Genomic DNA, 20,128 nt, shown 5'->3' with positions numbered 1-20,128 from the left:
AATGGCTCTTACTTGATCAGACCATCCAGCGGCGAAGAGGCGCTGGCATAGAGTTTTTTCGGCATGCGGCCGGCGAGGTAGGCCATGCGACCTGCAAGGATGGCGTGTTGCATGGCCTGGGCCATCATCACTGGCTGCTGGGCGTGGGCGATGGCCGAGTTCATCAGCACCGCATCACAACCCAATTCCATGGCGATGGTGGCATCGGACGCGGTACCCACACCGGCATCCACCAGCACCGGAATCTTGGCTTCTTCCAGGATGATCTGCAGGTTGTACGGATTGCAGATGCCCAGACCCGAACCGATCAGACCGGCCAGCGGCATGACCGCGATGCAGCCGATATCCGCCAATTGGCGGGCGATGATCGGGTCATCGCTGGTGTAGACCATCACGTCAAAACCTTCCTTGACCAGCGTTTCGGCGGCTTTGAGGGTTTCGATCACGTTGGGGAACAGGGTTTTCTGATCGGCCAGCACTTCCAGCTTCACCAGATTGTGGCCATCGAGCAGCTCACGGGCCAGACGGCAAGTGCGCACGGCCTCGATAGCGTCGTAGCAACCGGCGGTGTTTGGCAGGAAGGTGTAGCGATCCGGCGACAGCACTTCGAGCAGGTTCGGCTCGCCCTCGATCTGACCGAGGTTGGTGCGGCGCACGGCGAAAGTGACGATCTCGGCACCCGAGGCTTCGATGGCCTGGCGGGTTTCTTCCATGTCACGGTACTTGCCGGTACCGACCAGCAAACGCGACTGGTAAGTACGACCGGCCAGGACGAAAGGCTTGTCGCTACGAACGATGCTCATGGGAAATCCTCTGTAGGGGTGAGGTACTTGCAGAATTCTGTGGCCACTGGGCCGAGGCTGCTAGCCGCCGCCGATGGCGTGCACCACTTCGACGTTGTCGCCGTCGTTCAATGCAGTGTCTGCATGCTGACTGCGCGGGACGATATCCAGATTGAGTTCGACCGCCACCCGGCGACCGGTCAGGTCCAGACGGGTAAGCAGGGCCGCAACGGTTTCACCGTCGGGCAGTTCCAAGGATTCGCCGTTCAACTGAATGCGCATGCCGAATGCCGCCATCATTTTTAGGGGCTGGCATTCTAGCCCGATCATGACCTAAAGGTCAGCAACAAGCGTCAAGCGGTCAGTGGCAAGCGCCAGGCGGCCAACCCAAGGCAAAACCAGCCCACCAGGAAGGCCAGGCCACCGAAAGGCGTAATGATCCCGAGCTTGCTGACACCGGTCAGCGTCAACACGTACAGACTGCCGGAGAACAACAAGATACCGATGGCAAACGATGCACCCGCCCACGTCACGAGACGCCCGGGAATCTGCGTGGCCAGTAATGCGACGCCCAACAACGCCAGTGTGTGCACCAACTGGTAGGTGACGCCGGTATGGAAAATCGCCAGGTACTCGGCGCTCAGGCGGTTTTTCAATCCATGGGCGGCAAAGGCCCCAAGACCGACACCGGTGAAACCGAAAAAAGCGGCCAGCATCAAAAAGCCACGCAGCATGAAGAACTCCAGTCAGTCTCGATCAGCAGGGTCTGTATAATGGCCCGCTCAACGGGTTCGGCCAAGCCATCTCTATGCTGCGTATCTATTTCCGTCGTTTCACCAAGGCCGTGCTCTGGTTCATGGGCGGCAGCGTTTTGCTGGTGCTGATTTTTCGGTTCGTGCCTCCACCGGGGACGACGCTGATGGTCGAGCGCAAGATCGAATCCTGGTTCGACGGCGAACCTATCGATCTGCAACGTGACTGGGAACCCTGGGACAAGATCTCCGATGACCTGAAGCTCGCCGTGATTGCGGGCGAAGATCAGAAATTCCCGGAGCATTGGGGTTTCGACTTCGGCGCGATTCAGAAAGCCCTGGCCCACAACGAACTTGGCGGCACCATCCGCGGTGCCAGCACGCTCAGCCAGCAAGTCTCGAAGAATCTGTTCCTGTGGTCCGGCCGCAGCTGGCTGCGCAAAGGCCTGGAAGCCTGGTTCACCGGGCTGATCGAAATTTTCTGGCCCAAGCAGCGGATCCTTGAGGTTTACCTGAACAGTGTCGAATGGGATGACGGCGTGTTTGGCGCCGAAGCGGCAGCCAGGCATCATTTCGGTGTGAGCGCCAAGAACCTCAGCCGTCAACAATCGAGCATGCTCGCTGCCGTATTGCCCAATCCTCGGGTATGGAGTGCCAGCCATCCGACCGGGTACGTGGCGCGGCGGGCCGGCTGGATTCGGCGGCAGATGAGCCAGCTGGGTGGCGACAGCTATCTGGTCGGCCTTAATGATTCGCGCCGGGCGCCTTGGGCGCAGTAAAGATCGCAGCCTTCGGCAGCTACATTGGATCGCGTATTCCTGTAGGAGCTGCCGAAGGCTGCGATCTTTTGCCCCTAAAAACAAAACGCCCCGATCAATGATCGGGGCGTTTTTTTATTGCCTGTACCGCGTTTAGGCGGCGATCGACACTTTGAGCTTGTTCATCGCGCTCTTCTCAAGCTGACGAATACGCTCGGCCGATACGTTGTACTTCTGCGCCAGGTCATGCAGCGTGGCTTTTTCTTCCGCCAGCCAGCGCTGGTAGAGGATGTCACGGCTGCGGTCGTCCAGCACTTCCAGCGCTTCGTGCAGGTTGTGGTTGGAGTTGTCGCTCCAGTCAGCGTCTTCCAGTTGACGGGCCGGATCATACCGGTGGTCTTCCAGATAGTTGGCCGGCGACTGGAAAGCGCTGTCGTCGTCGGCTTCGGCAGCCGGGTCGAAGGCCATGTCATGGCCGGTCAGGCGACTTTCCATCTCGCGCACTTCCCGAGGCTCCACACCGAGGCTTTCCGCCACACGGTGGACTTCCTCGTTGTTCAGCCACGCCAGACGCTTCTTCTGGCTGCGCAGGTTGAAGAACAACTTGCGCTGGGCCTTGGTGGTCGCGACTTTCACGATGCGCCAGTTACGCAGGATGAACTCGTGGATTTCAGCCTTGATCCAGTGCACGGCGAACGAAACCAGACGCACACCCATTTCCGGGTTGAAGCGCTTCACAGCCTTCATCAGGCCGACGTTACCTTCCTGGATCAGGTCAGCCTGAGCCAGACCGTAGCCGGAATAGCTACGGGCGATATGTACGACAAACCGCAGGTGGGCGAGCACCATCTGCCGAGCCGCCTCAAGATCCTGCTCATAATAGAGACTCTCGGCCAGTTCACGCTCCTGCTCCGGCGTCAGCAATGGAATGCTGTTGACGGTGTGCACATAGGCCTCCAGGTTCGCACCCGGGACCAGAGCATATGCAGGTTGCAAAGAATTGGTCATACGAAAAAACCTCCGACTTACAAACTCGTGCAGTTCAGCACTGCGAAAATTGACCGGAAACCGAAAAACAAGTTCCCAAAAACCCAAAAACGCTGAAAGGTCAATACGAGCAAAATGATACTACTTAGGCGCAAGCTCCCTCAGGTGGCGTGCGACTGCAATCCATGCACCGATATACCCCAACAGCACCGCGCCAAGCAAGAGAGACAGACCGTCGGCAACCGGCACACCGGCCAACGCAAAATCACTGCCATACAAACCGGCCAGCCCAACCACCGCGTCGTTCAGCCAGTCCAGGCCAAACGCCAGCACCCCCCAGGACAGAACCCCCGCACCAAAGCCATACAACGCGCCCATATAGAGAAAGGGCCTGCGCACATAGCTGTCAGTGCCGCCGACCAGTTTAATCACTTCTATCTCTGTGCGGCGGTTTTCAATATGAAGACGAATGGTATTGCCTATCACCAAAAGTAATGCAGAAACCAGAAGCACGGTCAGACCGAAGACAAATCGGTCGCCCAGCTTGAGGATGGCTGCCAGACGCTCGACCCACACTAAATCAAGTTGCGCCTGTTGTACCTTCGGAAGCTCGGATAGTTTTTGTCTTAATGCTTCAAGCGCAGGCTTGTCGACTTCCTTCGGCGTCACCAGGACCACGCCTGGCAGCGGGTTCTCTGGCAATTCCTTGAGCGCATCGCCCAAACCGGACTGCTGCTGGAACTCTTCAAGCGCCTGATCCCGACCGACGAATTCTGCATCCGCCACGCCTGGCATACCTTTGATCTGCTCGCGCAGGGATTCGCCTTCCGCCGGACTGGCTTCGAGCTGGAGGTACAGGGAGATCTGCGCCGCACGCTGCCAGGAACCGCCAAGACGCTCGACGTTGCTTAGCAAAAGTGACAGCCCCATAGGCAAACTCAGGGCCACCGCCATCACCATGCAGGTGAAAAAACTGCCAATGGGATGCTTGCCCAGCCGACGCAGGCTGTCCAGCAGGCTGGCGCGATGACTTTCAATCCAGGCACGGAACAATGTGGCAAAGTCCGGCCCGTCGTCATCGTCGCGCTTTTTCTTCTGTGGCTGTGGGTCGGCGGCCTTCGGGGCCACACGTTCGGAAACCTTGGGACTACGTGTTGCACTCATTCCGCAGCCTCCCCGTCGCCGATCAATCGACCGCGTTGCAAGGTCAACATGCGGTGGCGCATGCGGGCGATCAGGGCCAGGTCGTGACTGGCGATCAGCACGCTGGTGCCGAGGCGGTTGATGTCTTCGAACACACCCATGATTTCAGCGGCCAGACGCGGGTCGAGGTTACCGGTCGGTTCGTCCGCCAGCAGCAAGGCCGGGCGGTGGACGATGGCGCGGGCAATGCCCACACGCTGCTGCTGACCGGTGGACAGGTCGCCCGGATACAAGTCGGTCTTGTCCGACAGGGCCACGCGCTCCAGCGCCGAATCCACGCGCTTGGCGATTTCGGCCTTGGACAGGCCGAGGATCTGCAAGGGCAGCGCAACGTTGTTGAACACCGTGCGATCGAACAGCAACTGGTGATTCTGAAACACCACGCCGATCTGACGACGCAGGAAGGGGATCTGCGCGTTGCTGATGGTGCTCAGGTCTTGCCCGGCGAGCAGCAATTTGCCGCTGGTTGGACGCTCCATGGCCAGCAGCAGGCGCAACAAGGTGCTTTTACCGGCGCCGGAATGGCCGGTGACAAACAAAAATTCGCCCCGACGGACTCGAAAGCTCAGCTCATGCAAGCCGACGTGACCGTTCGGGTAGCGTTTACCGACCTGTTCGAAACGAATCATGAACGCTCCCGCTCGGCAAACAATGCCTGGACAAAGGGTTCTGCTTCAAAAGTACGCAAATCGTCGATGCCTTCACCGACGCCGATGTAGCGGATCGGCAGGCCGAATTGCTTGGCCAGGGCAAAAATCACCCCGCCCTTGGCGGTGCCGTCGAGCTTGGTCAGCGCCAGGCCGGTCAGTTCGACGGTCTGGTTGAATTGCTTGGCCTGGTTGATGGCGTTCTGGCCGGTACCGGCATCGAGCACCAGCAGCACTTCGTGCGGCGCATCGGCGTCGAGCTTGCTGATCACCCGGCGAACCTTCTTCAGCTCTTCCATCAGGTTGTCTTTGGTGTGCAGACGACCGGCGGTGTCGGCGATCAACACGTCGATGCCACGGGCCTTGGCGGCCTGCACGGCATCGAAGATCACCGAGGCCGAGTCGGCGCCCGTGTGCTGCGCGATCACCGGGATCTTGTTGCGCTCACCCCAGACCTGCAACTGCTCGACGGCTGCAGCGCGGAAGGTGTCGCCGGCAGCGAGCATGACTTTCTTGCCTTCCAACTGCAGCTTCTTCGCCAGTTTGCCGATGGTCGTGGTTTTGCCGGCGCCGTTGACGCCGACCACCAGAATCACGAACGGCTTGTTCTGCGAGACGATTTTCAGCGGCTGCTCGACAGGCTTGAGCATCGCGGCGAGCTCGGCCTGCAGGGATTTGTACAGCGCGTCTGCGTCGGCCAGTTCCTTGCGTGCAACCTTCTGGGTCAGACGCTGGATGATCACCGAGGTGGCTTCAACACCGACGTCGGCAGTCAGCAAGCGCGTCTCGAGGTCTTCGAGCAACTCGTCATCGATGACCTTCCTGCCCAGAAACAGGCTGGCCATGCCTTCACCAATGCTGGCGCTGGTCTTGGACAGGCCCTGCTTGAGGCGGGCAAAGAAGCCGGCTTTGGATTCTTCGGTACGTGCGGGTTCGACCGGCGTCTCGACCAGTGCAGCGACCGGCTCAAGCACCGGAGCGGGAACAGGTGTGGGCTCCGGAGCGACTGGAGCAATCTGAGCAACCGGGGCAACCGGGGCAACCGGGGCAACCGGGGCAACCGGGGCAACCGGGGCAACCGGGGCAACCGGGGCAACGAATACCGGAGCCACCGGTTCGCTGGCAATCGGCGCTGGCTCGGCCACAACGACGGGCTCAACAACAGGTTCAATAACCGGCTCAGCCACAGGTTCTTGAACCGGCGCTGGCGTAAACCCTGTCGGCGCCGGAATCGACGGTGTCACATGCGGCGCCCGATCATCTTCGACCAGCGCCACTGGCTCTTCCGAAACCGGCAGGGTCAGCCACGGCGCAGCGGCCTGGGTCGGAGGAGCCTCAGCGACGATTTCGCTGACAGGCTCGGGAACGGCTTCAACTGTGGGTTGCAGCACCGCTTCGGCGATCGGCAGGACAACCGGCGCAGGCGCTTCTTCTATTACCGATACCGGCGTGGGCTCAGGAATCGGTTGTGGCTGTTCGACGACGGGTTCCTGCGGCTTTTTGCGCAGCCATCCGAACAGGCTTTTCTTCTCGCCAGCCGCAGCTGGGGTCTTCTTGTCGTCGTTGGAACCAAACATGGAGGACGGCTATCTCACGGTAGCGACGCGCCAAAGGCGCCCCGGCAAATAAATATTCGATGCAGAACAGACTGCGATTGATCCAGCTTGTTCACGCGCAACATTTTGTCGAGGCACCAACAGCGCCTCAAAGGTCGACTAATACGAAGGACTGGAACGGCATCGTCGGCGAAAACGCAGAGTTTAGCTGACAAACTCAAAGTTTCTGCCGGTAACCCATGCAACCTGCAGGCCGTCAAAGGCCTGATAGGCGTGGCCGCCAGTAAAACGGATCAGTATCCTAGCACCCTCTCGCCCGCTGACGCTAAGAACAAGCGGGCAGCCCCAAAGGTTTAAAAACGAATGATTGCTCTAGCCCGCCGCGCCGCAGGCCTGCTGCTCAGCACAGTCTGCCTGCCACTTTCGGCCCTGGCTGCCGACCCGCAACCCACCCATGAATTCACCCTCGACAACGGCTTGAAGGTGGTTGTGCGTGAAGACCATCGTGCGCCTGTAGTGGTTTCCCAGGTTTGGTACAAGGTCGGCTCCAGCTACGAGACGCCCGGTAACACCGGACTGTCCCACGCCCTGGAACACATGATGTTCAAGGGCAGCGACAAAGTCGGCCCTGGCGAAGCGTCGTTGATCCTGCGCGACCTCGGCGCTGAAGAAAACGCCTTCACCAGCGACGACTTCACCGCGTACTACCAGGTGCTGGCCCGTGATCGCCTGGGCGTAGCCTTCGAGCTGGAAGCCGACCGCATGGCCAGCCTGCGCCTGCCGCCCGACGAGTTCGCCAAGGAAATCGAAGTCATCAAGGAAGAACGTCGCCTGCGCACTGATGACAAGCCGATGTCCAAGGCCTACGAACGCTTCAAGGCCATGGCTTACCCGGCCAGCGGCTATCACACGCCGACTATCGGCTGGATGGCCGACCTTGATCGCATGAAGGTCGAAGAACTGCGCCACTGGTACGAAACCTGGTACGTGCCGAACAACGCCACGCTCGTGGTGGTCGGCGACGTCACCCCGGACGAAGTCAAAACCCTGGCCCAACGCTATTTCGGCCCGATCGCCAAACGCGATGTGCCGGCCGCGAAAAAACCGCTGGAGCTGGCCGAGCCTGGTGAACGCCAACTGACCCTGCATGTGCAGACCCAATTGCCGAGCCTGATGCTGGCGTTCAACGTGCCAAGCATCGCCACCGCCGAGGACAAGCGCCTGATCAACGCTCTGCGCCTGATCTCGGCCCTGCTCGACGGCGGTTACAGCGGACGCATTCCGACGCAACTGGAGCGCGGCGAAGAGTTGGTGTCTGGCGGTTCGTCGAGTTACGACGCCTACACCCGTGGCGACAGTCTGTTCACCTTGTCGGCGACGCCAAACGCTCAGAAACACAAAACCATCGCCCAGGCGGAAGCCGGTTTGTGGAAGCTGCTCGAACAGCTGAAAACCACCGCACCGTCCACTGAAGAACTGGAACGTGTCCGCGCCCAGGTCATCGCCGGGTTGGTCTACGAGCGTGATTCGATCACCAGCCAGGCCACCGCCATTGGCCAATTGGAAACCGTCGGCCTGTCCTGGAAGCTGATGGACACCGAACTGGCCGACCTGGAAAGCGTCACGCCGGAAGATATCCAGAAAGCCGCCAAGCTGTATTTCACCCGCGAACGTCTCAGCGTCGCCCATGTACTGCCACTGGAGACGACTCATGAGTGAGCGCAAACCCTCCCGCCTGGTCCTGATTGGCCTGGTCGCCGTTGCCGTTATTGGTTCTGCCGCGTTCTACCTCTCGCGTTCCGGCGAAACCATTGCCAGCGAAGCCCTCGACAAGGCCAAGGCCAGCCAGAAACTGCAATCGCTGGCCGAACTGAACGGCAAGGCACCGAGCCACCGCACACTGGACGTGCAGACCTGGAGCACCGCCGAAGGTGCCAAGGTGCTGTTCGTCGAAGCCCGCGAACTGCCAATGTTCGACATGCGCCTGATCTTTTCCGCTGGCAGCAGCCAGGACGGCGACGCACCGGGCCTGGCCACGCTGACCAACGCCATGCTCAACGAAGGTGTGGCCGGTAAGGACGTCAGCGCCATCGCCCAAGGCTTCGAAGGGCTGGGCGCCGATTTCGGCAACGGTGCCTTTAAAGACATGGCCGTTGCCTCCCTGCGCAGCCTGAGCGCTTCGGACAAACGCGAACCCGCCCTGAAACTGTTCGCCGAAGTCGTCGGCAAGCCGACCTTCCCTGCCGACTCGTTTGCCCGCATCAAGAACCAGATGCTTGCCGGTTTCGAGTACCAGAAACAGAGTCCCGGCAAACTGGCCAGCCTTGAGCTGATGAACCGCTTGTACGGCGATCATCCCTACGCACATGCCAGCGATGGCACGGCGAAAACCATTCCGGCGATTACCGTTGCGCAGCTGCGCAAGTTCCACGAAAAAGCCTATGCATCCGGCAACGTGGTGATCGCGCTGGTCGGTGACTTGTCCCGCGCAGAAGCCGAAGCGATGGCCGCCCAGGTTTCCGCTGCCCTGCCCAAAGGTCCGGCGTTGCCGAAAATCGCGCAACCGACCGAACCCAAGGCGAGCATCGGCCACATCGAGTTTCCGTCCAAACAGACCAACCTGATGCTCGCGCAACTGGGCATCGACCGTGACGATCCGGACTACGCCGCCTTGTCCATGGGCAACCAGATCCTCGGCGGCGGCGGTTTCGGCACCCGCCTGATGAGCGAAGTGCGTGAGAAGCGTGGTTTGGCGTATGGCGTGTATTCGGGCTTCACCCCGATGCAGGTGCGAGGGCCGTTCCTGATCAACCTGCAAACCCGCGCCAAGATGAGCGAAGGCACCCTGAAACTGGTGCAGGATGTGCTCGCCGACTACCTTAAAACCGGGCCGACCGAAAAAGAGCTCGACGACGCCAAGCGCGAACTGGCGGGCAGCTTCCCGCTGTCCACCGCCAGCAACGCTGATATCGTCGGCCAACTCGGTGCCATCGGCTTCTATAATCTGCCGCTCAGTCATCTGGAAGACTTCATGCAACAGTCCCAGAGCCTGACCGTCGAACACGTCAAAGCAGCACTGAACAAACACCTGAGCACGGACAAAATGGTCATCGTCAGCGCTGGCCCGACCGTGCCGCAAAAGCCGTTACCGGCCCCTACTGATAAACCTTCCGAGCAACCGCTCGGGGTTCCGGAGCATTAATGGCCAGTCCAAAAAAACCCGCCAAGAACGTCCATAACGGCGTGAACCAACTGCGCATCATCGGCGGTGAATGGCGCAGCCGGAAGCTGAGTTTCCCTGACGCCCCGGGCCTGCGCCCGACGCCGGACCGCGTGCGTGAAACCCTGTTCAACTGGCTCGCACCTTACGTGCCGGGCGCGAAAGTGCTCGACCCGTTCACCGGCAGCGGCGCGTTGTTTCTTGAAGCCTTGTCCCGTGGTGCCGCCATGGGCCAGGCGCTGGACGCCAGCAGCATCGCGGTATCCAGCCTGAAGGAACACCTCGGCACGTTGCGCTGCACCAACGGCCAGGTCCAGACCGCCGACGCCCTGCGCTATCTGGAAACCCAGACCGCAACGGCCTACGACCTGGTATTCCTCGACCCGCCGTTCAACCAGAACCTGCTGCCCGCCGTTTGCGCCTTGCTCGAAGAACGCCAATGGCTGGCAGATGAAGCCTGGGTGTACACCGAAAGCGAATCCGCGCCTTCGACGCAGGGCCTGCCACAGAACTGGCGCCTGCACCGCGAGCAAAAATCCGGGCGCGTTTACTACACGTTGTGGCAACGTATGACAGAGATCACCGGTTAATCGACCGGCATGAAAACGGTGCGTACCCGGTACGCACCGCTGCATCGAGAATCATCGTGTCCCATCTGCCAGAACGCTTCACCCCCGCCTTCGGCCTCGGCAACCCGCACCTGCAAACCTTGTGGGGTCCGCTGTGGCGCAAAACCACGCACATCGAACGCGAGCGAGAACGCCTCTGGCTCGACGATGGCGACTTCCTCGACCTCGATTGGCATGGCCCGCACAGCGTCGATGCACCATTGGTGCTGGTGCTGCACGGTCTGACCGGATCGTCGAATTCGCCTTACGTGGCCGGGATGCAAAAAGTACTGGGTGATCGGGGTTGGGCCAGCGTTGCGCTGAACTGGCGCGGTTGCTCGGGCGAGCCCAATCTGCTGCCCCGCAGTTACCATTCCGGCGCCAGCGAAGACCTGGCCGACGCCATCAGACACTTGCGCGCCAAGCGCCCCCTCGCGCCGTTGTATGCCGTGGGTTATTCGCTGGGCGGCAATGTCCTGCTCAAGTATCTCGGAGAGACCGGCAGCGACAGCGGCGTACTCGGCGCGGCGGCGGTGTCGGTGCCGTTTCGCCTGGACCAATGCGCCGACCGCATCGGTCAGGGGTTCTCCAAGGTCTACCAGGCGCATTTCATGCGCGAGATGGTGGCCTACATCAAGAACAAGCAGCGGCAATTCCAGCACGACGGGCGTGAGGATGGACTGGCAGCCTTGGCCGCGCTCGGCTCACTGGAGAACATGCGCACGTTCTGGGATTTCGATGGGCGCGTCACCGCACCGCTGCACGGTTTCAGTGATGCCGAAGATTATTATCGCCGCGCCTCAAGCCGCTATTTCCTCGGCGAGATTCGTACACCCACCTTGATGATCCAGGCTGCCGACGACCCTTTCGTATTTCCCCACAGCTTGCCGCACGCGGATGAGTTGTCCGCCTGCACGCAGTTCGAGTTGCAGGCCAGGGGCGGGCATGTCGGATTTGTCGACGGCACGGTACGGCAACCGGGTTACTACCTGGAGCGACGCATTCCCCAGTGGCTCGCCGCCGTTGGGCGCGAGTGAGCCATGGAGGCTGATCAAGACCGGCGCCCGCATGCCAGTTTGAATTATTTGCCGCCGTTTAGCCGGATAGCATTTGTGAACAACGTGGTGGGTTTACACAGCTAGCCTGCTAGCGGTGGCGGTGTATCAGCCAACCCAGATACTGAATGTAACGCCGCCATCGCGAGCAAGCTCGCTCCTACAGGAGATTTGTGGTGATTTATTCGCCGGTGGCGATGCCTCGGGAAGGCTCGTTGATCCACTCGCTCCACGACCCGGCATACAACGACCCCAGCGGATAACCCGCCAGGCACAGCGCGAACAGGTTGTGGCAAGCCGTCACGCCGGAACCGCAATAAGCCACCAGATCGTCGGGTGAGCGATTGCCGAGTTTCGCGGCAAAGCGCTGCTTGAGCTGATCGGCCGGCAGGAAACGCCCGTCGCTGCCAAGGTTGTCAGTGAACGCCGCACACTGCGCACCGGGAATGTGCCCGGCAATCGGATCGATCGGCTCCACTTCACCTTTGAAACGTGGCAAAGCACGGGCATCAATCAAGGTCAGCGACGGTTGGCCGAGACGTTTTTGCAGCTGTTCGGCATCAAGCAGCAGCGAAGCATCCGGACTGCCCATGAACGTACCGAGGGTGATCGACGGTGCGTCCAGGCTCAGTGGCAAACCGGCCGCATGCCAGGCCTTGAGCCCGCCATCGAGGATAAACACGCCATCGCGCTTGCCCAGCCAGGCCAGCAACCACCAGGCCCGCGCCGCATAGGCACCTGGGCCGTCGTCGTACAAAACCACTTCACTGTCGGCGTTGATGCCGAAGGCTTGCAGGTGTTCGATCAACTCTTCCGGCTCCGGCAACGGATGCCGCCCGGTCACACCCTTGACCACTTTCCCGCTGAGATCACGCTCAAGGTCGGCAAACACCGCGCCGGCGATATGCCCTTCGGCGTAGCTGCGCTGACCGTAATCCGGGTCTTCGAGGGCAAAACGACAATCCAGAATCACCAACCCCGGCTGGTCCTTTTTCAGGTCCAGTGCTTGCGGGCTGATCAATTGCGCAATGGGCATAACGGGCTCCTGTGATTGTTTTCGGAATTCGATGCTACTTCACTTCCTCAAGCGCCTGGGCCAGCGGCACATAAAACTCTTCGAACAAGGCATTCACTTCGTCGCGCGCCTGATCCGTGACGAACCCGGCCTCCAGCACCAGCACCTGATATACCCCGCGCTTGATCGCCTGCTCACTGAGATGGCTGGAGTTCTCCCGTGTAGTGCACAGAAAACGCACCCACGAGGTGAGGATGATCCAGGCATTGAGCGTCAGGGATTCGATCTGCACCCGGTCCATCTTCAGGATGCCGGCGGCGACAAAGCCTTCATAGATGGCCGCTCCGTGAATCAGGCTGCGCTGGGAAAAACGTCGATAGCGATCGGCGAGGTCCGGATCACTGTCGAGCAAATGCTCCAGGTCACGATGCAGGAACCGGTAGCGCCACATCGCCGACAGCAGCTCCTTGAGATAGAAGCGCTTGTCTTCCACCGTCGCGGCGCGACCCTGGGGCGGACGCAGGAAGCTGTCGACCAGGCTTTCGTACTCACTGAACAGCACGGCGATGATCGCCTGCTTGTTAGGGAAGTGGTAGTACAGGTTGCCCGGAGAAATCTCCATGTGGGCAGCAATGTGGTTGGTGCTGATGCTGCGCTCGCCCTGCTGATTGAACAGCTCGAGGCTGTTCTGCACGATGCGCTCGCTGGTTTTGATCCGTGGGGCCATGGCTTGAGCTTTAATTTCAGAGTGCGTTGGCGGGCATCTTAGATCTATCTGCGAGCGGATAAAACCAAGCTGTTCCTGGATGGTATTTGACTTTTTAGAGCATAGACTCTAAAAAGTACCTCATTACAATAAATCCGGAGCCGACCATGACTGCTGATATTTCCTACCTGCAAAACCTACAGCAGCCGCTGGGAGAGCTTCAGCGCCAGTTTGATGCTCAGCGCGCCGCCTATGCCGCCCACCCGATGCCACCGGCAGCCCAGCGCCAGCAATGGCTCAAGGCGCTGAAGGATTTATTGAGCAATGAACGCCAGGCCCTGATCGAGGCGATCAGCCAGGACTTCAGCCACCGCAGCGCCGATGAAACCCTGCTCGCGGAATTGATGCCCAGCCTGCACGGCATTCATTACGCCAGCCGGCACCTCAAAAGCTGGATGAAGCCCTCGCGGCGCAAAGTCGGTGCGGCCTTCCAGCCAGCGTCGGCCAAAGTGATTTATCAGCCGTTGGGCGTGGTCGGTGTGATCGTGCCGTGGAACTACCCGCTGTACCTGGCCATCGGCCCGTTGGTCGGCGCGCTGTCGGCGGGCAATCGGGTGATGCTCAAGCTCAGTGAATCGACCCCGGCCACCGGCTTGCTGATGAAAGAACTGCTGGCGAAAATCTTCCCCGAAGATCTGGTCTGCGTGGTGCTGGGCGAAGCTGACATCGGCGTGGCGTTCTCGCGACTGCCGTTCGATCACCTGCTGTTCACCGGCGCCACCAGCATCGGCAAACATGTGATGCGCGCCGCCGCCGAGAACCTGACGCCGGTGACTCTGGAGCTGGGCGGGAAGTCGCCGGCCATCGTTTCCCACGACGTCCCGCTCAAGGACGCCGCCGAACGCATCGCCTTCGGCAAAACACTGAACGCCGGCCAGACCTGCGTGGCCCCGGACTATGTGCTGGTGCCGGAAGACCGTGTCGGCGGTTTCGTCGAAGCCTATCGCACTGCCGTTCGCGGGTTTTATCCCACCCTGGCCGACAACCCGGACTACACCGCCATCATCAATGAACGACAACTGGCACGACTCAACGGCTACATCAGCGACGCCACCAGCAAAGGCGCGCTGCTGATTCCGTTGTTCGAACAGGGTCAGGGCCGGCGTATGGGCCATAGCGTGCTGCTCAATGTCACCGATGACATGACCTTGATGCAGGATGAGATCTTCGGCCCGTTGCTGCCGATCGTGCCGTACAAAGATCTGGACCAGGCGTTTGCCTACATCAACCAGCGCCCTCGTCCGCTGGCGCTGTACTACTTCGGCTACGACAAGCGCGAACAACACCGCGTGCTGCATGAAACCCATTCCGGTGGCGTGTGCCTGAACGACACGCTGCTGCATGTCGCCCAGGACGACATGCCCTTCGGCGGCATCGGCGCTTCGGGCATGGGCCATTACCACGGTCATGAGGGGTTCCTGACCTTCAGCAAAGCCAAGGGTGTGCTGATCAAGCAACGGCTCAACGCGGCAAAACTGATTTACCCGCCATACGGTAAATCCATTCAGAAGCTGATCCAGAAGCTGTTCATCCGCTAACGATCGTCACTGTCGGGTAATAACAATAATGAGCCCAAGCCTGTCCGATACACCCGCGCTGTCACGGCGCGGCCTGCTGAAATTCAGCCTCGGCGCCAGCGCCTTTCTGGCCACGGCCGGGTTAGGCGCAAGCCTCAGTGGCTGCTCGTCGAGTGTTTCAGCGCATGGTTTTGCCACGTTGCGCGATGCCGACTTGCTGTTTCTGCGGGCCGTGCTGCCGGTCATGCTCGACGGCGCCGCGCCCGTCGAACGCATGACCGATGCCGTCGAAGGCACCCTGAAAAGCCTGGACTACAACCTCAATCACCTGTCCCCGGAAATGCTCAAGCTGACCCAGCAACTGTTTGATGTGCTGGGCATGGCCGTCACCCGCGGACCGCTGAGCGGGATCTGGGGCAGTTGGGAAAACGCCAGTGCCGACGACATCCGGCGGTTCCTCGATCGCTGGGAAAACAGCGCGTTGAGCTTGCTGCGCATGGGTCACAGCTCGTTGGTGCAACTGGTGATGATGGGCTGGTATGGGCGCAAGGAATCGTGGGCGCATTGCGGGTATCCCGGGCCGCCTACCGTTTGAAATCGAGTCGACCCCATCGCGGGCAAGCCACGGTCCCACAGGTTGGAGGTGGCCGCACCAATTGTGAACGACTCGACCCTGTGGGAGCGGGCTTGCCCGCGATTGGGTCAGCCGCCACACCACATTTCCAATAATAAAAAGAGAACCCGAAGATGCCCGTACCCGATCCGTTCCGCGAAGGCATGGCCCGTGGCTGGAAAACCTATGACGGCTCGCGACTGAGCCAGGACCTGACCCTCGAAGCGGACGTGGCGATCATCGGCAGCGGTGCCGGTGGCGGCACCACCGCCGAAATCCTCAGCGCTGCCGGCTACAAAGTGCTGTTGATCGAGGAAGGCCCGCTCAAGACCAGCACCGACTTCAAACTGCTCGAAGACCAGGCCTACGCCAGCCTTTATCAGGAAGGCATCGGCCGCATGAGCAAGGATGGTGCGATCACCATCCTCCAGGGCCGTGCGGTGGGCGGTACCACGCTGATCAACTGGACCTCCAGTTTTCGCACCCCGGAGCCGACCCTGGAACATTGGGCCAAAGAGCACAACGTGAAGGGTCACAGCCCGGCCGAAATGGCCCCCTGGTTCGAAAAAATGGAGCAGCGCCTGGGCGTCGCGCCATGGAGGGTGCCACCCAACGCCAACAACGATGTGATCCGCAACGGTTGTGAAAAACTTGGCTACAGCTGGCATGTCATCCCTCGCAATGTGCGCGGCTGCTGGAACCTCGGTTACTGCGGCATGGGCTGCCCGACCAACGCCAAGCAGTCGATGATGGTCACCACCATTCCAGCAACCCTGGAAAAGGGCGGCGAGCTGATTTACCTGACCCGAGCGGAAAAACTCATCATCAGCGGCGACAAGGTCACGGGGCTACGATGCTCGGCGATGGACGAGCGCTGTGTTGCGCCGACGGGGCGCACCGTCACGGTCAAGGCCCGGCATTTCGTGCTGGCTGGCGGAGGCATCAACAGCCCGGCCTTGCTGATGCGCTCCGGCGCGCCGGATCCGCACAAGCGACTCGGCAAGCGCACATTCCTGCACCCGGTGAACATGTCCGCCGCGTTGTTCGACGAAGTGATCAACCCGTTCTATGGCGCGCCGCAGTCGATCTATTCCGACCATTTCCAGTGGCTGGACGGCACCAGCGGCAAGATGGCTTATAAACTGGAAGTCCCGCCCCTGCACCCGGCACTCGCCGCGACGTTGCTGGGCGGGTTCGGCCAGGAAAATTCACAACACATGGCCAACCTGCCCCACACCCACGCCATGCTCGCGCTACTCAGGGACGGTTTTCACCCGGACAGCCAGGGCGGCAGCGTCGAATTGCGCGGTGACAACACGCCCGTGCTCGACTATCAGGTTTCGCCCTACGCTTGGGACGGATTGCGCCGCGCGTTCCACAGCATGGCCGAAATCCAGTTTGCCGGCGGCGCCAAGGCTGTCATGCCAATGCACGCTGACGCTCGCTACGTCAAAACCCTGGCCGAGGCCCGCACACTGATCGACAGCTTGAGCCTGGAGTTGTACCGCACGCGCCTGGGCAGCGCCCACGTGATGGGCGGTTGCGCGATGGGTGAAGACCCTGAAAACGCCGTGACCGACAGCCTCGGCCGGCATCATCAACTGGGCAATCTGTCGATCCACGATGGCTCGCTGTTCCCCACCAGCATTGGCGCCAACCCACAACTGTCGGTCTACGGACTGACGGCGCAACTGGCGACTTCCCTGGCTGAACGTTTAAAAAACCCGTGAAAATGACGATTATTCCTATCGTCTATAGTGCTTTCTTACCCAACAGGCGACTTGGCCGACCGGGAAGGCTGCGATACCATCCGACTCCCCAACGGATTCCCGCCAGGACGACGCGATGAACCGAGTGTTGTACCCAGGTACCTTCGACCCTATTACCAAGGGCCATGGCGATCTGGTCGAACGCGCCTCGCGCCTGTTCGACCACGTGATCATTGCCGTTGCCGCGAGCCCCAAGAAAAACCCGCTGTTTCCTCTGGAACAGCGCGTGGAACTGGCGCGCGAGGTCACCAAACATCTGCCGAACGTAGAAGTCGTCGGCTTCTCGACGCTGCTGGCGCACTTCGCCAAAGAGAAGAACGCCAATGTGTTCCTGCGTGGATTGCGCGCGGTGTCGGACTTCGAATACGAGTTCCAGCTGGCCAACATGAACCGTCAGCTGGCGCCGGATGTGGAAAGCCTGTTCCTCACCCCGTCCGAGCGCTATTCGTTTATTTCCTCGACGCTGGTCCGTGAAATCGCAGCCCTGGGCGGCGATATCACCAAGTTCGTGCACCCTGTGGTGGCGGACGCACTGACCGAACGCTTCAAGAAGTAAGACACGACTGTAGGAGCCGGCTTGCTGGCGATCAATACAACGCGGGACACCTGACACACCGCCATCGCCAGCAGGCTGGCTCCTACAGTACGTCGCGCCTGCGTGCAACGCGGGCGCCAATGCGGCACAATTGTGCGCATTGGTTTATTGCGCCCGGGCTTGCCGCCCCGGCTGGAGTTAGCATGTCCCTGATCATCACCGACGATTGCATCAACTGCGACGTCTGCGAACCCGAGTGCCCGAACGCCGCCATTTCACAAGGTGAAGAGATCTACGTGATCGACCCGAACCTGTGCACCCAGTGTGTCGGCCACTACGACGAACCGCAGTGCCAGCAGGTCTGCCCTGTAGATTGCATTCCGCTGGACGAAGCTCATCCGGAGACTGAAGAGCAGTTGATGGAGAAGTACCGGAAGATTACCGGTAAGGTCTGATTCACTTAAAAGATCGCAGCCTTCGGCAGCTCCTACCGGTGTACGCAAAACCCTGTAGGAACTGCCGAAGACTGCGATCTTTTGATCTTGCCTAACGCATCAGCTCTGACAACGCGGGCAAAACACACTCGCACGCTGCCCCAGCTTCACTTCCCGCAACCCTGTGCCACAGACCTTGCAGTGCTCACCGCCACGGCCGTACACGAACAGTTCCTGCTGGAAGTAACCGGGCTGCCCATCTCCACCGATAAAATCCCGCAACGTGGTGCCACCGCGCTCGATGGCGGCGGCCAGGATGCGTTTGATCTCGATGGCCAGTTTCAGATACCGCGCACGGGAAATGCTCTTGGCCTCGCGGCGCGGGTCGATGCCGGCAGCGAACAGCGCTTCGGTCGCGTAAATATTGCCTACACCCACCACCACCGCGTTATCCATGATGAACGGCTTGACCGCCATCGAACGGTTACGGGACTGCTGGAACAGGCGCTCGCCATCAAACAGGTCGGTCAGCGGCTCCGGCCCCAGGCGAATCAGCAATTCGTGATTGAGCGGATCGAGGCTCCAGAGCATTGCGCCAAAGCGCCGCGGGTCGGTGTAACGCAGGGCCAGGCCCGACTCCAGTTCAATGTCCACATGCTCGTGCTTGGCCGCCGGCAACCCCACCTCCACCAACCGCAGATTGCCCGACATGCCCAAATGGCTGATCAAGGTGCCGACTTCAGCGTTGATCAACAGGTACTTGGCGCGCCGCTCCACCAGCACAATGCGCTGCCCGGACAACCGCACATCGAGGTCTTCGGGAATCGGCCAGCGCAGGCGCCGGTCACGCACGATCACCCGGCTGACACGCTGGCCTTCCAAGTGCGGTGCAATCCCGCGACGGGTGGTTTCGACTTCTGGCAGTTCAGGCATGGTGCTCTCTTGAAGGAAGAACCTCCGACACTCAGCGATGAGTCCCGAGGTCGCGAATCGTCTGTTTAAGTGTCTCGAAGTCGTAGTCGGAGAGGCCGACATAATCGAGCACCAACGCCGCGATGCTGTCCCACTCGTGGTCTTCGGTCTGGTTCCCCAACACCCGGCAGGAGGCACAAATATGCTCCGCCATCTTCAGGATCGCCAGCAGGTTCTTCAGCGAACTGTTGTTCGAGGACTCATCGCTGAAGATCGCCAAGGCGTTGTGATGATTGGCGATCGCGGCAGACACATGCTCCGGCAGCCGCCAGGACTTGGCCGTGAAATAACCGACCACGGCGTGGTTGGTGTTGAACGCCTTGTTCTCGGTATCGACCACCCGGCACTCCGCGCTGGCGTTGGCATAGGCCTGCTCCACCACACTCATGTAATCGGGAAAACGCTGGAGCATCAAAGGCACGCCACAGTCGTGGAACAGGCCCAGCGCATAGGCTTCATCGCCGTTCTGAATGCCGATGCGCTTGGCCAGCGTCAGGCAGGTCATCGCCACGTCCTGGGCGGTGTCCCAGAATCGGTTCAGGGTGACAATCGTGTCGTCGTTCATCTCGCCCTTGATCGACTGCGCGTTGATCAGGTTGATGATCGAACGGCTGCCCAGCAGATTCACCGCGCGCTGGATCGAAGCAATCTTGTTGCTCAACCCGTAATACGGTGAATTGACGATTTTCAGCAAGGACCCGGACAGGCCCGGATCCTGGGAGATCAGCTTGGCAATGACTTCCAGATCCGGGTCAGGCATGTACTGCTCCATCTGCAAATCCACCATGATTTGCGGCTGGGCCGGAACGCTGATGCCCTGCAGGGCTTGTTGGATCTGTTCGGAAGTCAGCTCTTGGGACATTTGTGCACACTCTGGGTCAGGCGGCGATTCTAACCTTTATGAAGATGGATCCAACATACCAATTCGCATGACAACCC

21 protein-coding genes are annotated in these 20,128 nt (G+C 60.4%); 10 read left to right on the top strand and 11 right to left on the bottom strand.

Translation table 11 applies throughout. The features are described from left to right. Positions 1-8: 8 nt before the first annotated feature. The 3 genes from CKW19_RS07890 to CKW19_RS07880 all read right to left on the bottom strand — a co-directional run bounded on the left by CKW19_RS07890 (position 9) and on the right by CKW19_RS07880 (position 1,516). The gene (locus CKW19_RS07890; protein WP_095057389.1) at positions 9-803 is read right to left on the bottom strand and encodes a thiazole synthase; all 795 of its coding nucleotides are present in this window, start codon (positions 801-803) and stop codon (positions 9-11) included. Between the two features lie 60 nt (positions 804-863). Further along, complete coding sequence (gene thiS, locus CKW19_RS07885; protein ID WP_162184594.1) at positions 864-1,064, bottom strand: sulfur carrier protein ThiS; 201 nt, start codon at positions 1,062-1,064, stop codon at positions 864-866. A 71-nt stretch (positions 1,065-1,135) separates the two neighbouring features. After that, on the bottom strand, positions 1,136-1,516 hold the full coding sequence (locus tag CKW19_RS07880; protein WP_095057388.1) for a DUF423 domain-containing protein: 381 nt from the start codon (positions 1,514-1,516) through the stop codon (positions 1,136-1,138). A gap of 74 nt (positions 1,517-1,590) precedes the next feature. Here CKW19_RS07880 and mtgA point away from each other — a divergent pair, with 74 nt between their 5' ends. After that, on the top strand, positions 1,591-2,313 hold the full coding sequence (gene mtgA, locus CKW19_RS07875) for a monofunctional biosynthetic peptidoglycan transglycosylase (protein ID WP_095057387.1): 723 nt from the start codon (positions 1,591-1,593) through the stop codon (positions 2,311-2,313). Positions 2,314-2,445: 132 nt separating this feature from the next. Here the strand turns inward: mtgA and rpoH are convergent, their stop codons facing one another. From rpoH to ftsY, 4 genes are all read right to left on the bottom strand, one after another. Then, positions 2,446-3,300: an RNA polymerase sigma factor RpoH gene (rpoH, locus tag CKW19_RS07870; RefSeq protein ID WP_056853991.1), complete on the bottom strand. Its 855-nt coding sequence runs from the start codon at positions 3,298-3,300 to the stop codon at positions 2,446-2,448. A 120-nt stretch (positions 3,301-3,420) separates the two neighbouring features. Then, positions 3,421-4,443, bottom strand: a complete 1,023-nt coding sequence (ftsX, locus tag CKW19_RS07865) for a permease-like cell division protein FtsX (protein ID WP_095057386.1) — start codon at positions 4,441-4,443, stop codon at positions 3,421-3,423. Further along, a complete protein-coding gene (gene ftsE / locus CKW19_RS07860; RefSeq protein WP_095057385.1) occupies positions 4,440-5,111 on the bottom strand; it encodes a cell division ATP-binding protein FtsE in 672 nt (223 codons plus the stop codon). Before ftsE ends, ftsX begins: the two co-directional genes overlap by 4 nt. After that, positions 5,108-6,706, bottom strand: a complete 1,599-nt coding sequence (gene ftsY, locus CKW19_RS07855) for a signal recognition particle-docking protein FtsY (protein ID WP_095057384.1) — start codon at positions 6,704-6,706, stop codon at positions 5,108-5,110. Before ftsY ends, ftsE begins: the two co-directional genes overlap by 4 nt. A gap of 342 nt (positions 6,707-7,048) precedes the next feature. Here ftsY and CKW19_RS07845 point away from each other — a divergent pair, with 342 nt between their 5' ends. From CKW19_RS07845 to CKW19_RS07830, 4 genes are read left to right on the top strand one after another with little or no spacing between them, the layout of a single operon-like run. Then, the gene (locus tag CKW19_RS07845; RefSeq protein ID WP_095057383.1) at positions 7,049-8,404 is read left to right on the top strand and encodes a pitrilysin family protein; all 1,356 of its coding nucleotides are present in this window, start codon (positions 7,049-7,051) and stop codon (positions 8,402-8,404) included. Next, on the top strand, positions 8,397-9,887 hold the full coding sequence (locus CKW19_RS07840) for a pitrilysin family protein (protein WP_095057382.1): 1,491 nt from the start codon (positions 8,397-8,399) through the stop codon (positions 9,885-9,887). The genes CKW19_RS07845 and CKW19_RS07840 overlap by 8 nt, the downstream gene beginning before the upstream one ends. Then, the gene (rsmD, locus tag CKW19_RS07835; protein ID WP_095057381.1) at positions 9,887-10,495 is read left to right on the top strand and encodes a 16S rRNA (guanine(966)-N(2))-methyltransferase RsmD; all 609 of its coding nucleotides are present in this window, start codon (positions 9,887-9,889) and stop codon (positions 10,493-10,495) included. The genes CKW19_RS07840 and rsmD overlap by 1 nt, the downstream gene beginning before the upstream one ends. Positions 10,496-10,551: 56 nt before the next feature. Continuing rightward, positions 10,552-11,550, top strand: coding sequence for a hydrolase (locus tag CKW19_RS07830; RefSeq protein ID WP_095057380.1), 999 nt, complete (start codon positions 10,552-10,554; stop codon positions 11,548-11,550). Positions 11,551-11,749: 199 nt separating this feature from the next. On the opposite strand, the gene CKW19_RS07825 is transcribed toward CKW19_RS07830, so the two are convergent. Together CKW19_RS07825 and CKW19_RS07820 are read right to left on the bottom strand one after the other, a co-directional pair. Beyond that, the gene (locus CKW19_RS07825) at positions 11,750-12,604 is read right to left on the bottom strand and encodes a sulfurtransferase (protein WP_095057379.1); all 855 of its coding nucleotides are present in this window, start codon (positions 12,602-12,604) and stop codon (positions 11,750-11,752) included. 34 nt (positions 12,605-12,638) lie between these two features. Beyond that, positions 12,639-13,310 carry a TetR/AcrR family transcriptional regulator gene (locus tag CKW19_RS07820; RefSeq protein ID WP_095057378.1) on the bottom strand — a complete coding sequence of 224 codons (672 nt, stop codon included), beginning with the start codon at positions 13,308-13,310 and terminating at the stop codon, positions 12,639-12,641. A gap of 146 nt (positions 13,311-13,456) precedes the next feature. Here CKW19_RS07820 and CKW19_RS07815 point away from each other — a divergent pair, with 146 nt between their 5' ends. From CKW19_RS07815 to CKW19_RS07795, 5 genes are all read left to right on the top strand, one after another. Beyond that, complete coding sequence (locus tag CKW19_RS07815; protein WP_095057377.1) at positions 13,457-14,887, top strand: coniferyl aldehyde dehydrogenase; 1,431 nt, start codon at positions 13,457-13,459, stop codon at positions 14,885-14,887. A 28-nt stretch (positions 14,888-14,915) separates the two neighbouring features. Continuing rightward, positions 14,916-15,461 (top strand): twin-arginine translocation pathway signal protein, encoded by a 546-nt coding sequence (locus CKW19_RS07810; protein WP_095057376.1) that lies wholly within the window; start codon positions 14,916-14,918, stop codon positions 15,459-15,461. Positions 15,462-15,613: 152 nt separating this feature from the next. Next, positions 15,614-17,209, top strand: a complete 1,596-nt coding sequence (locus tag CKW19_RS07805) for a GMC family oxidoreductase (RefSeq protein ID WP_095057375.1) — start codon at positions 15,614-15,616, stop codon at positions 17,207-17,209. A 115-nt stretch (positions 17,210-17,324) separates the two neighbouring features. Further along, complete coding sequence (gene coaD, locus CKW19_RS07800) at positions 17,325-17,804, top strand: pantetheine-phosphate adenylyltransferase (protein ID WP_046039203.1); 480 nt, start codon at positions 17,325-17,327, stop codon at positions 17,802-17,804. A gap of 182 nt (positions 17,805-17,986) precedes the next feature. Further along, the gene (locus CKW19_RS07795; RefSeq protein ID WP_095057374.1) at positions 17,987-18,238 is read left to right on the top strand and encodes a YfhL family 4Fe-4S dicluster ferredoxin; all 252 of its coding nucleotides are present in this window, start codon (positions 17,987-17,989) and stop codon (positions 18,236-18,238) included. A 99-nt stretch (positions 18,239-18,337) separates the two neighbouring features. Here CKW19_RS07795 and mutM read toward each other — a convergent pair whose 3' ends face one another. After that, positions 18,338-19,150 (bottom strand): bifunctional DNA-formamidopyrimidine glycosylase/DNA-(apurinic or apyrimidinic site) lyase, encoded by an 813-nt coding sequence (gene mutM / locus CKW19_RS07790; RefSeq protein ID WP_095057373.1) that lies wholly within the window; start codon positions 19,148-19,150, stop codon positions 18,338-18,340. Between the two features lie 31 nt (positions 19,151-19,181). Further along, positions 19,182-20,051, bottom strand: coding sequence for an HDOD domain-containing protein (locus CKW19_RS07785; protein ID WP_095057372.1), 870 nt, complete (start codon positions 20,049-20,051; stop codon positions 19,182-19,184). Positions 20,052-20,128: the final 77 nt, after the last annotated feature.

This window comes from Pseudomonas sp. Irchel s3f7 (genome assembly GCF_900187615.1).
Classification (GTDB): Bacteria; Pseudomonadota; Gammaproteobacteria; order Pseudomonadales; family Pseudomonadaceae; genus Aquipseudomonas.
The sequence above is the reverse complement of the archived record's forward strand: the minus strand, read 5'-3'. Positions and strand labels throughout refer to the sequence as shown.

Bases quoted from the DNA above. Each gene is read 5' to 3' on its own strand.
- CKW19_RS07785 (WP_095057372.1), bottom strand. From the start codon at position 20,051: ATGTCCCAAGAGCTGACTTCCGAACAGATCCAACAAGCCCTGCAGGGC.
- mtgA (WP_095057387.1), top strand. From the start codon at position 1,591: ATGCTGCGTATCTATTTCCGTCGTTTCACCAAGGCCGTGCTCTGGTTC.
- CKW19_RS07845 (WP_095057383.1), top strand. From the start codon at position 7,049: ATGATTGCTCTAGCCCGCCGCGCCGCAGGCCTGCTGCTCAGCACAGTC.
- thiS (WP_162184594.1), bottom strand. From the start codon at position 1,064: ATGCGCATTCAGTTGAACGGCGAATCCTTGGAACTGCCCGACGGTGAA.
- ftsX (WP_095057386.1), bottom strand. From the start codon at position 4,443: ATGAGTGCAACACGTAGTCCCAAGGTTTCCGAACGTGTGGCCCCGAAG.
- CKW19_RS07795 (WP_095057374.1), top strand. From the start codon at position 17,987: ATGTCCCTGATCATCACCGACGATTGCATCAACTGCGACGTCTGCGAA.
- CKW19_RS07805 (WP_095057375.1), top strand. From the start codon at position 15,614: ATGCCCGTACCCGATCCGTTCCGCGAAGGCATGGCCCGTGGCTGGAAA.
- CKW19_RS07880 (WP_095057388.1), bottom strand. From the start codon at position 1,516: ATGCTGCGTGGCTTTTTGATGCTGGCCGCTTTTTTCGGTTTCACCGGT.
- CKW19_RS07810 (WP_095057376.1), top strand. From the start codon at position 14,916: ATGAGCCCAAGCCTGTCCGATACACCCGCGCTGTCACGGCGCGGCCTG.
- ftsY (WP_095057384.1), bottom strand. From the start codon at position 6,706: ATGTTTGGTTCCAACGACGACAAGAAGACCCCAGCTGCGGCTGGCGAG.
- CKW19_RS07815 (WP_095057377.1), top strand. From the start codon at position 13,457: ATGACTGCTGATATTTCCTACCTGCAAAACCTACAGCAGCCGCTGGGA.
- mutM (WP_095057373.1), bottom strand. From the start codon at position 19,150: ATGCCTGAACTGCCAGAAGTCGAAACCACCCGTCGCGGGATTGCACCG.
- ftsE (WP_095057385.1), bottom strand. From the start codon at position 5,111: ATGATTCGTTTCGAACAGGTCGGTAAACGCTACCCGAACGGTCACGTC.
- CKW19_RS07820 (WP_095057378.1), bottom strand. From the start codon at position 13,310: ATGGCCCCACGGATCAAAACCAGCGAGCGCATCGTGCAGAACAGCCTC.
- CKW19_RS07840 (WP_095057382.1), top strand. From the start codon at position 8,397: ATGAGTGAGCGCAAACCCTCCCGCCTGGTCCTGATTGGCCTGGTCGCC.
- coaD (WP_046039203.1), top strand. From the start codon at position 17,325: ATGAACCGAGTGTTGTACCCAGGTACCTTCGACCCTATTACCAAGGGC.
- CKW19_RS07890 (WP_095057389.1), bottom strand. From the start codon at position 803: ATGAGCATCGTTCGTAGCGACAAGCCTTTCGTCCTGGCCGGTCGTACT.
- CKW19_RS07825 (WP_095057379.1), bottom strand. From the start codon at position 12,604: ATGCCCATTGCGCAATTGATCAGCCCGCAAGCACTGGACCTGAAAAAG.
- rpoH (WP_056853991.1), bottom strand. From the start codon at position 3,300: ATGACCAATTCTTTGCAACCTGCATATGCTCTGGTCCCGGGTGCGAAC.
- rsmD (WP_095057381.1), top strand. From the start codon at position 9,887: ATGGCCAGTCCAAAAAAACCCGCCAAGAACGTCCATAACGGCGTGAAC.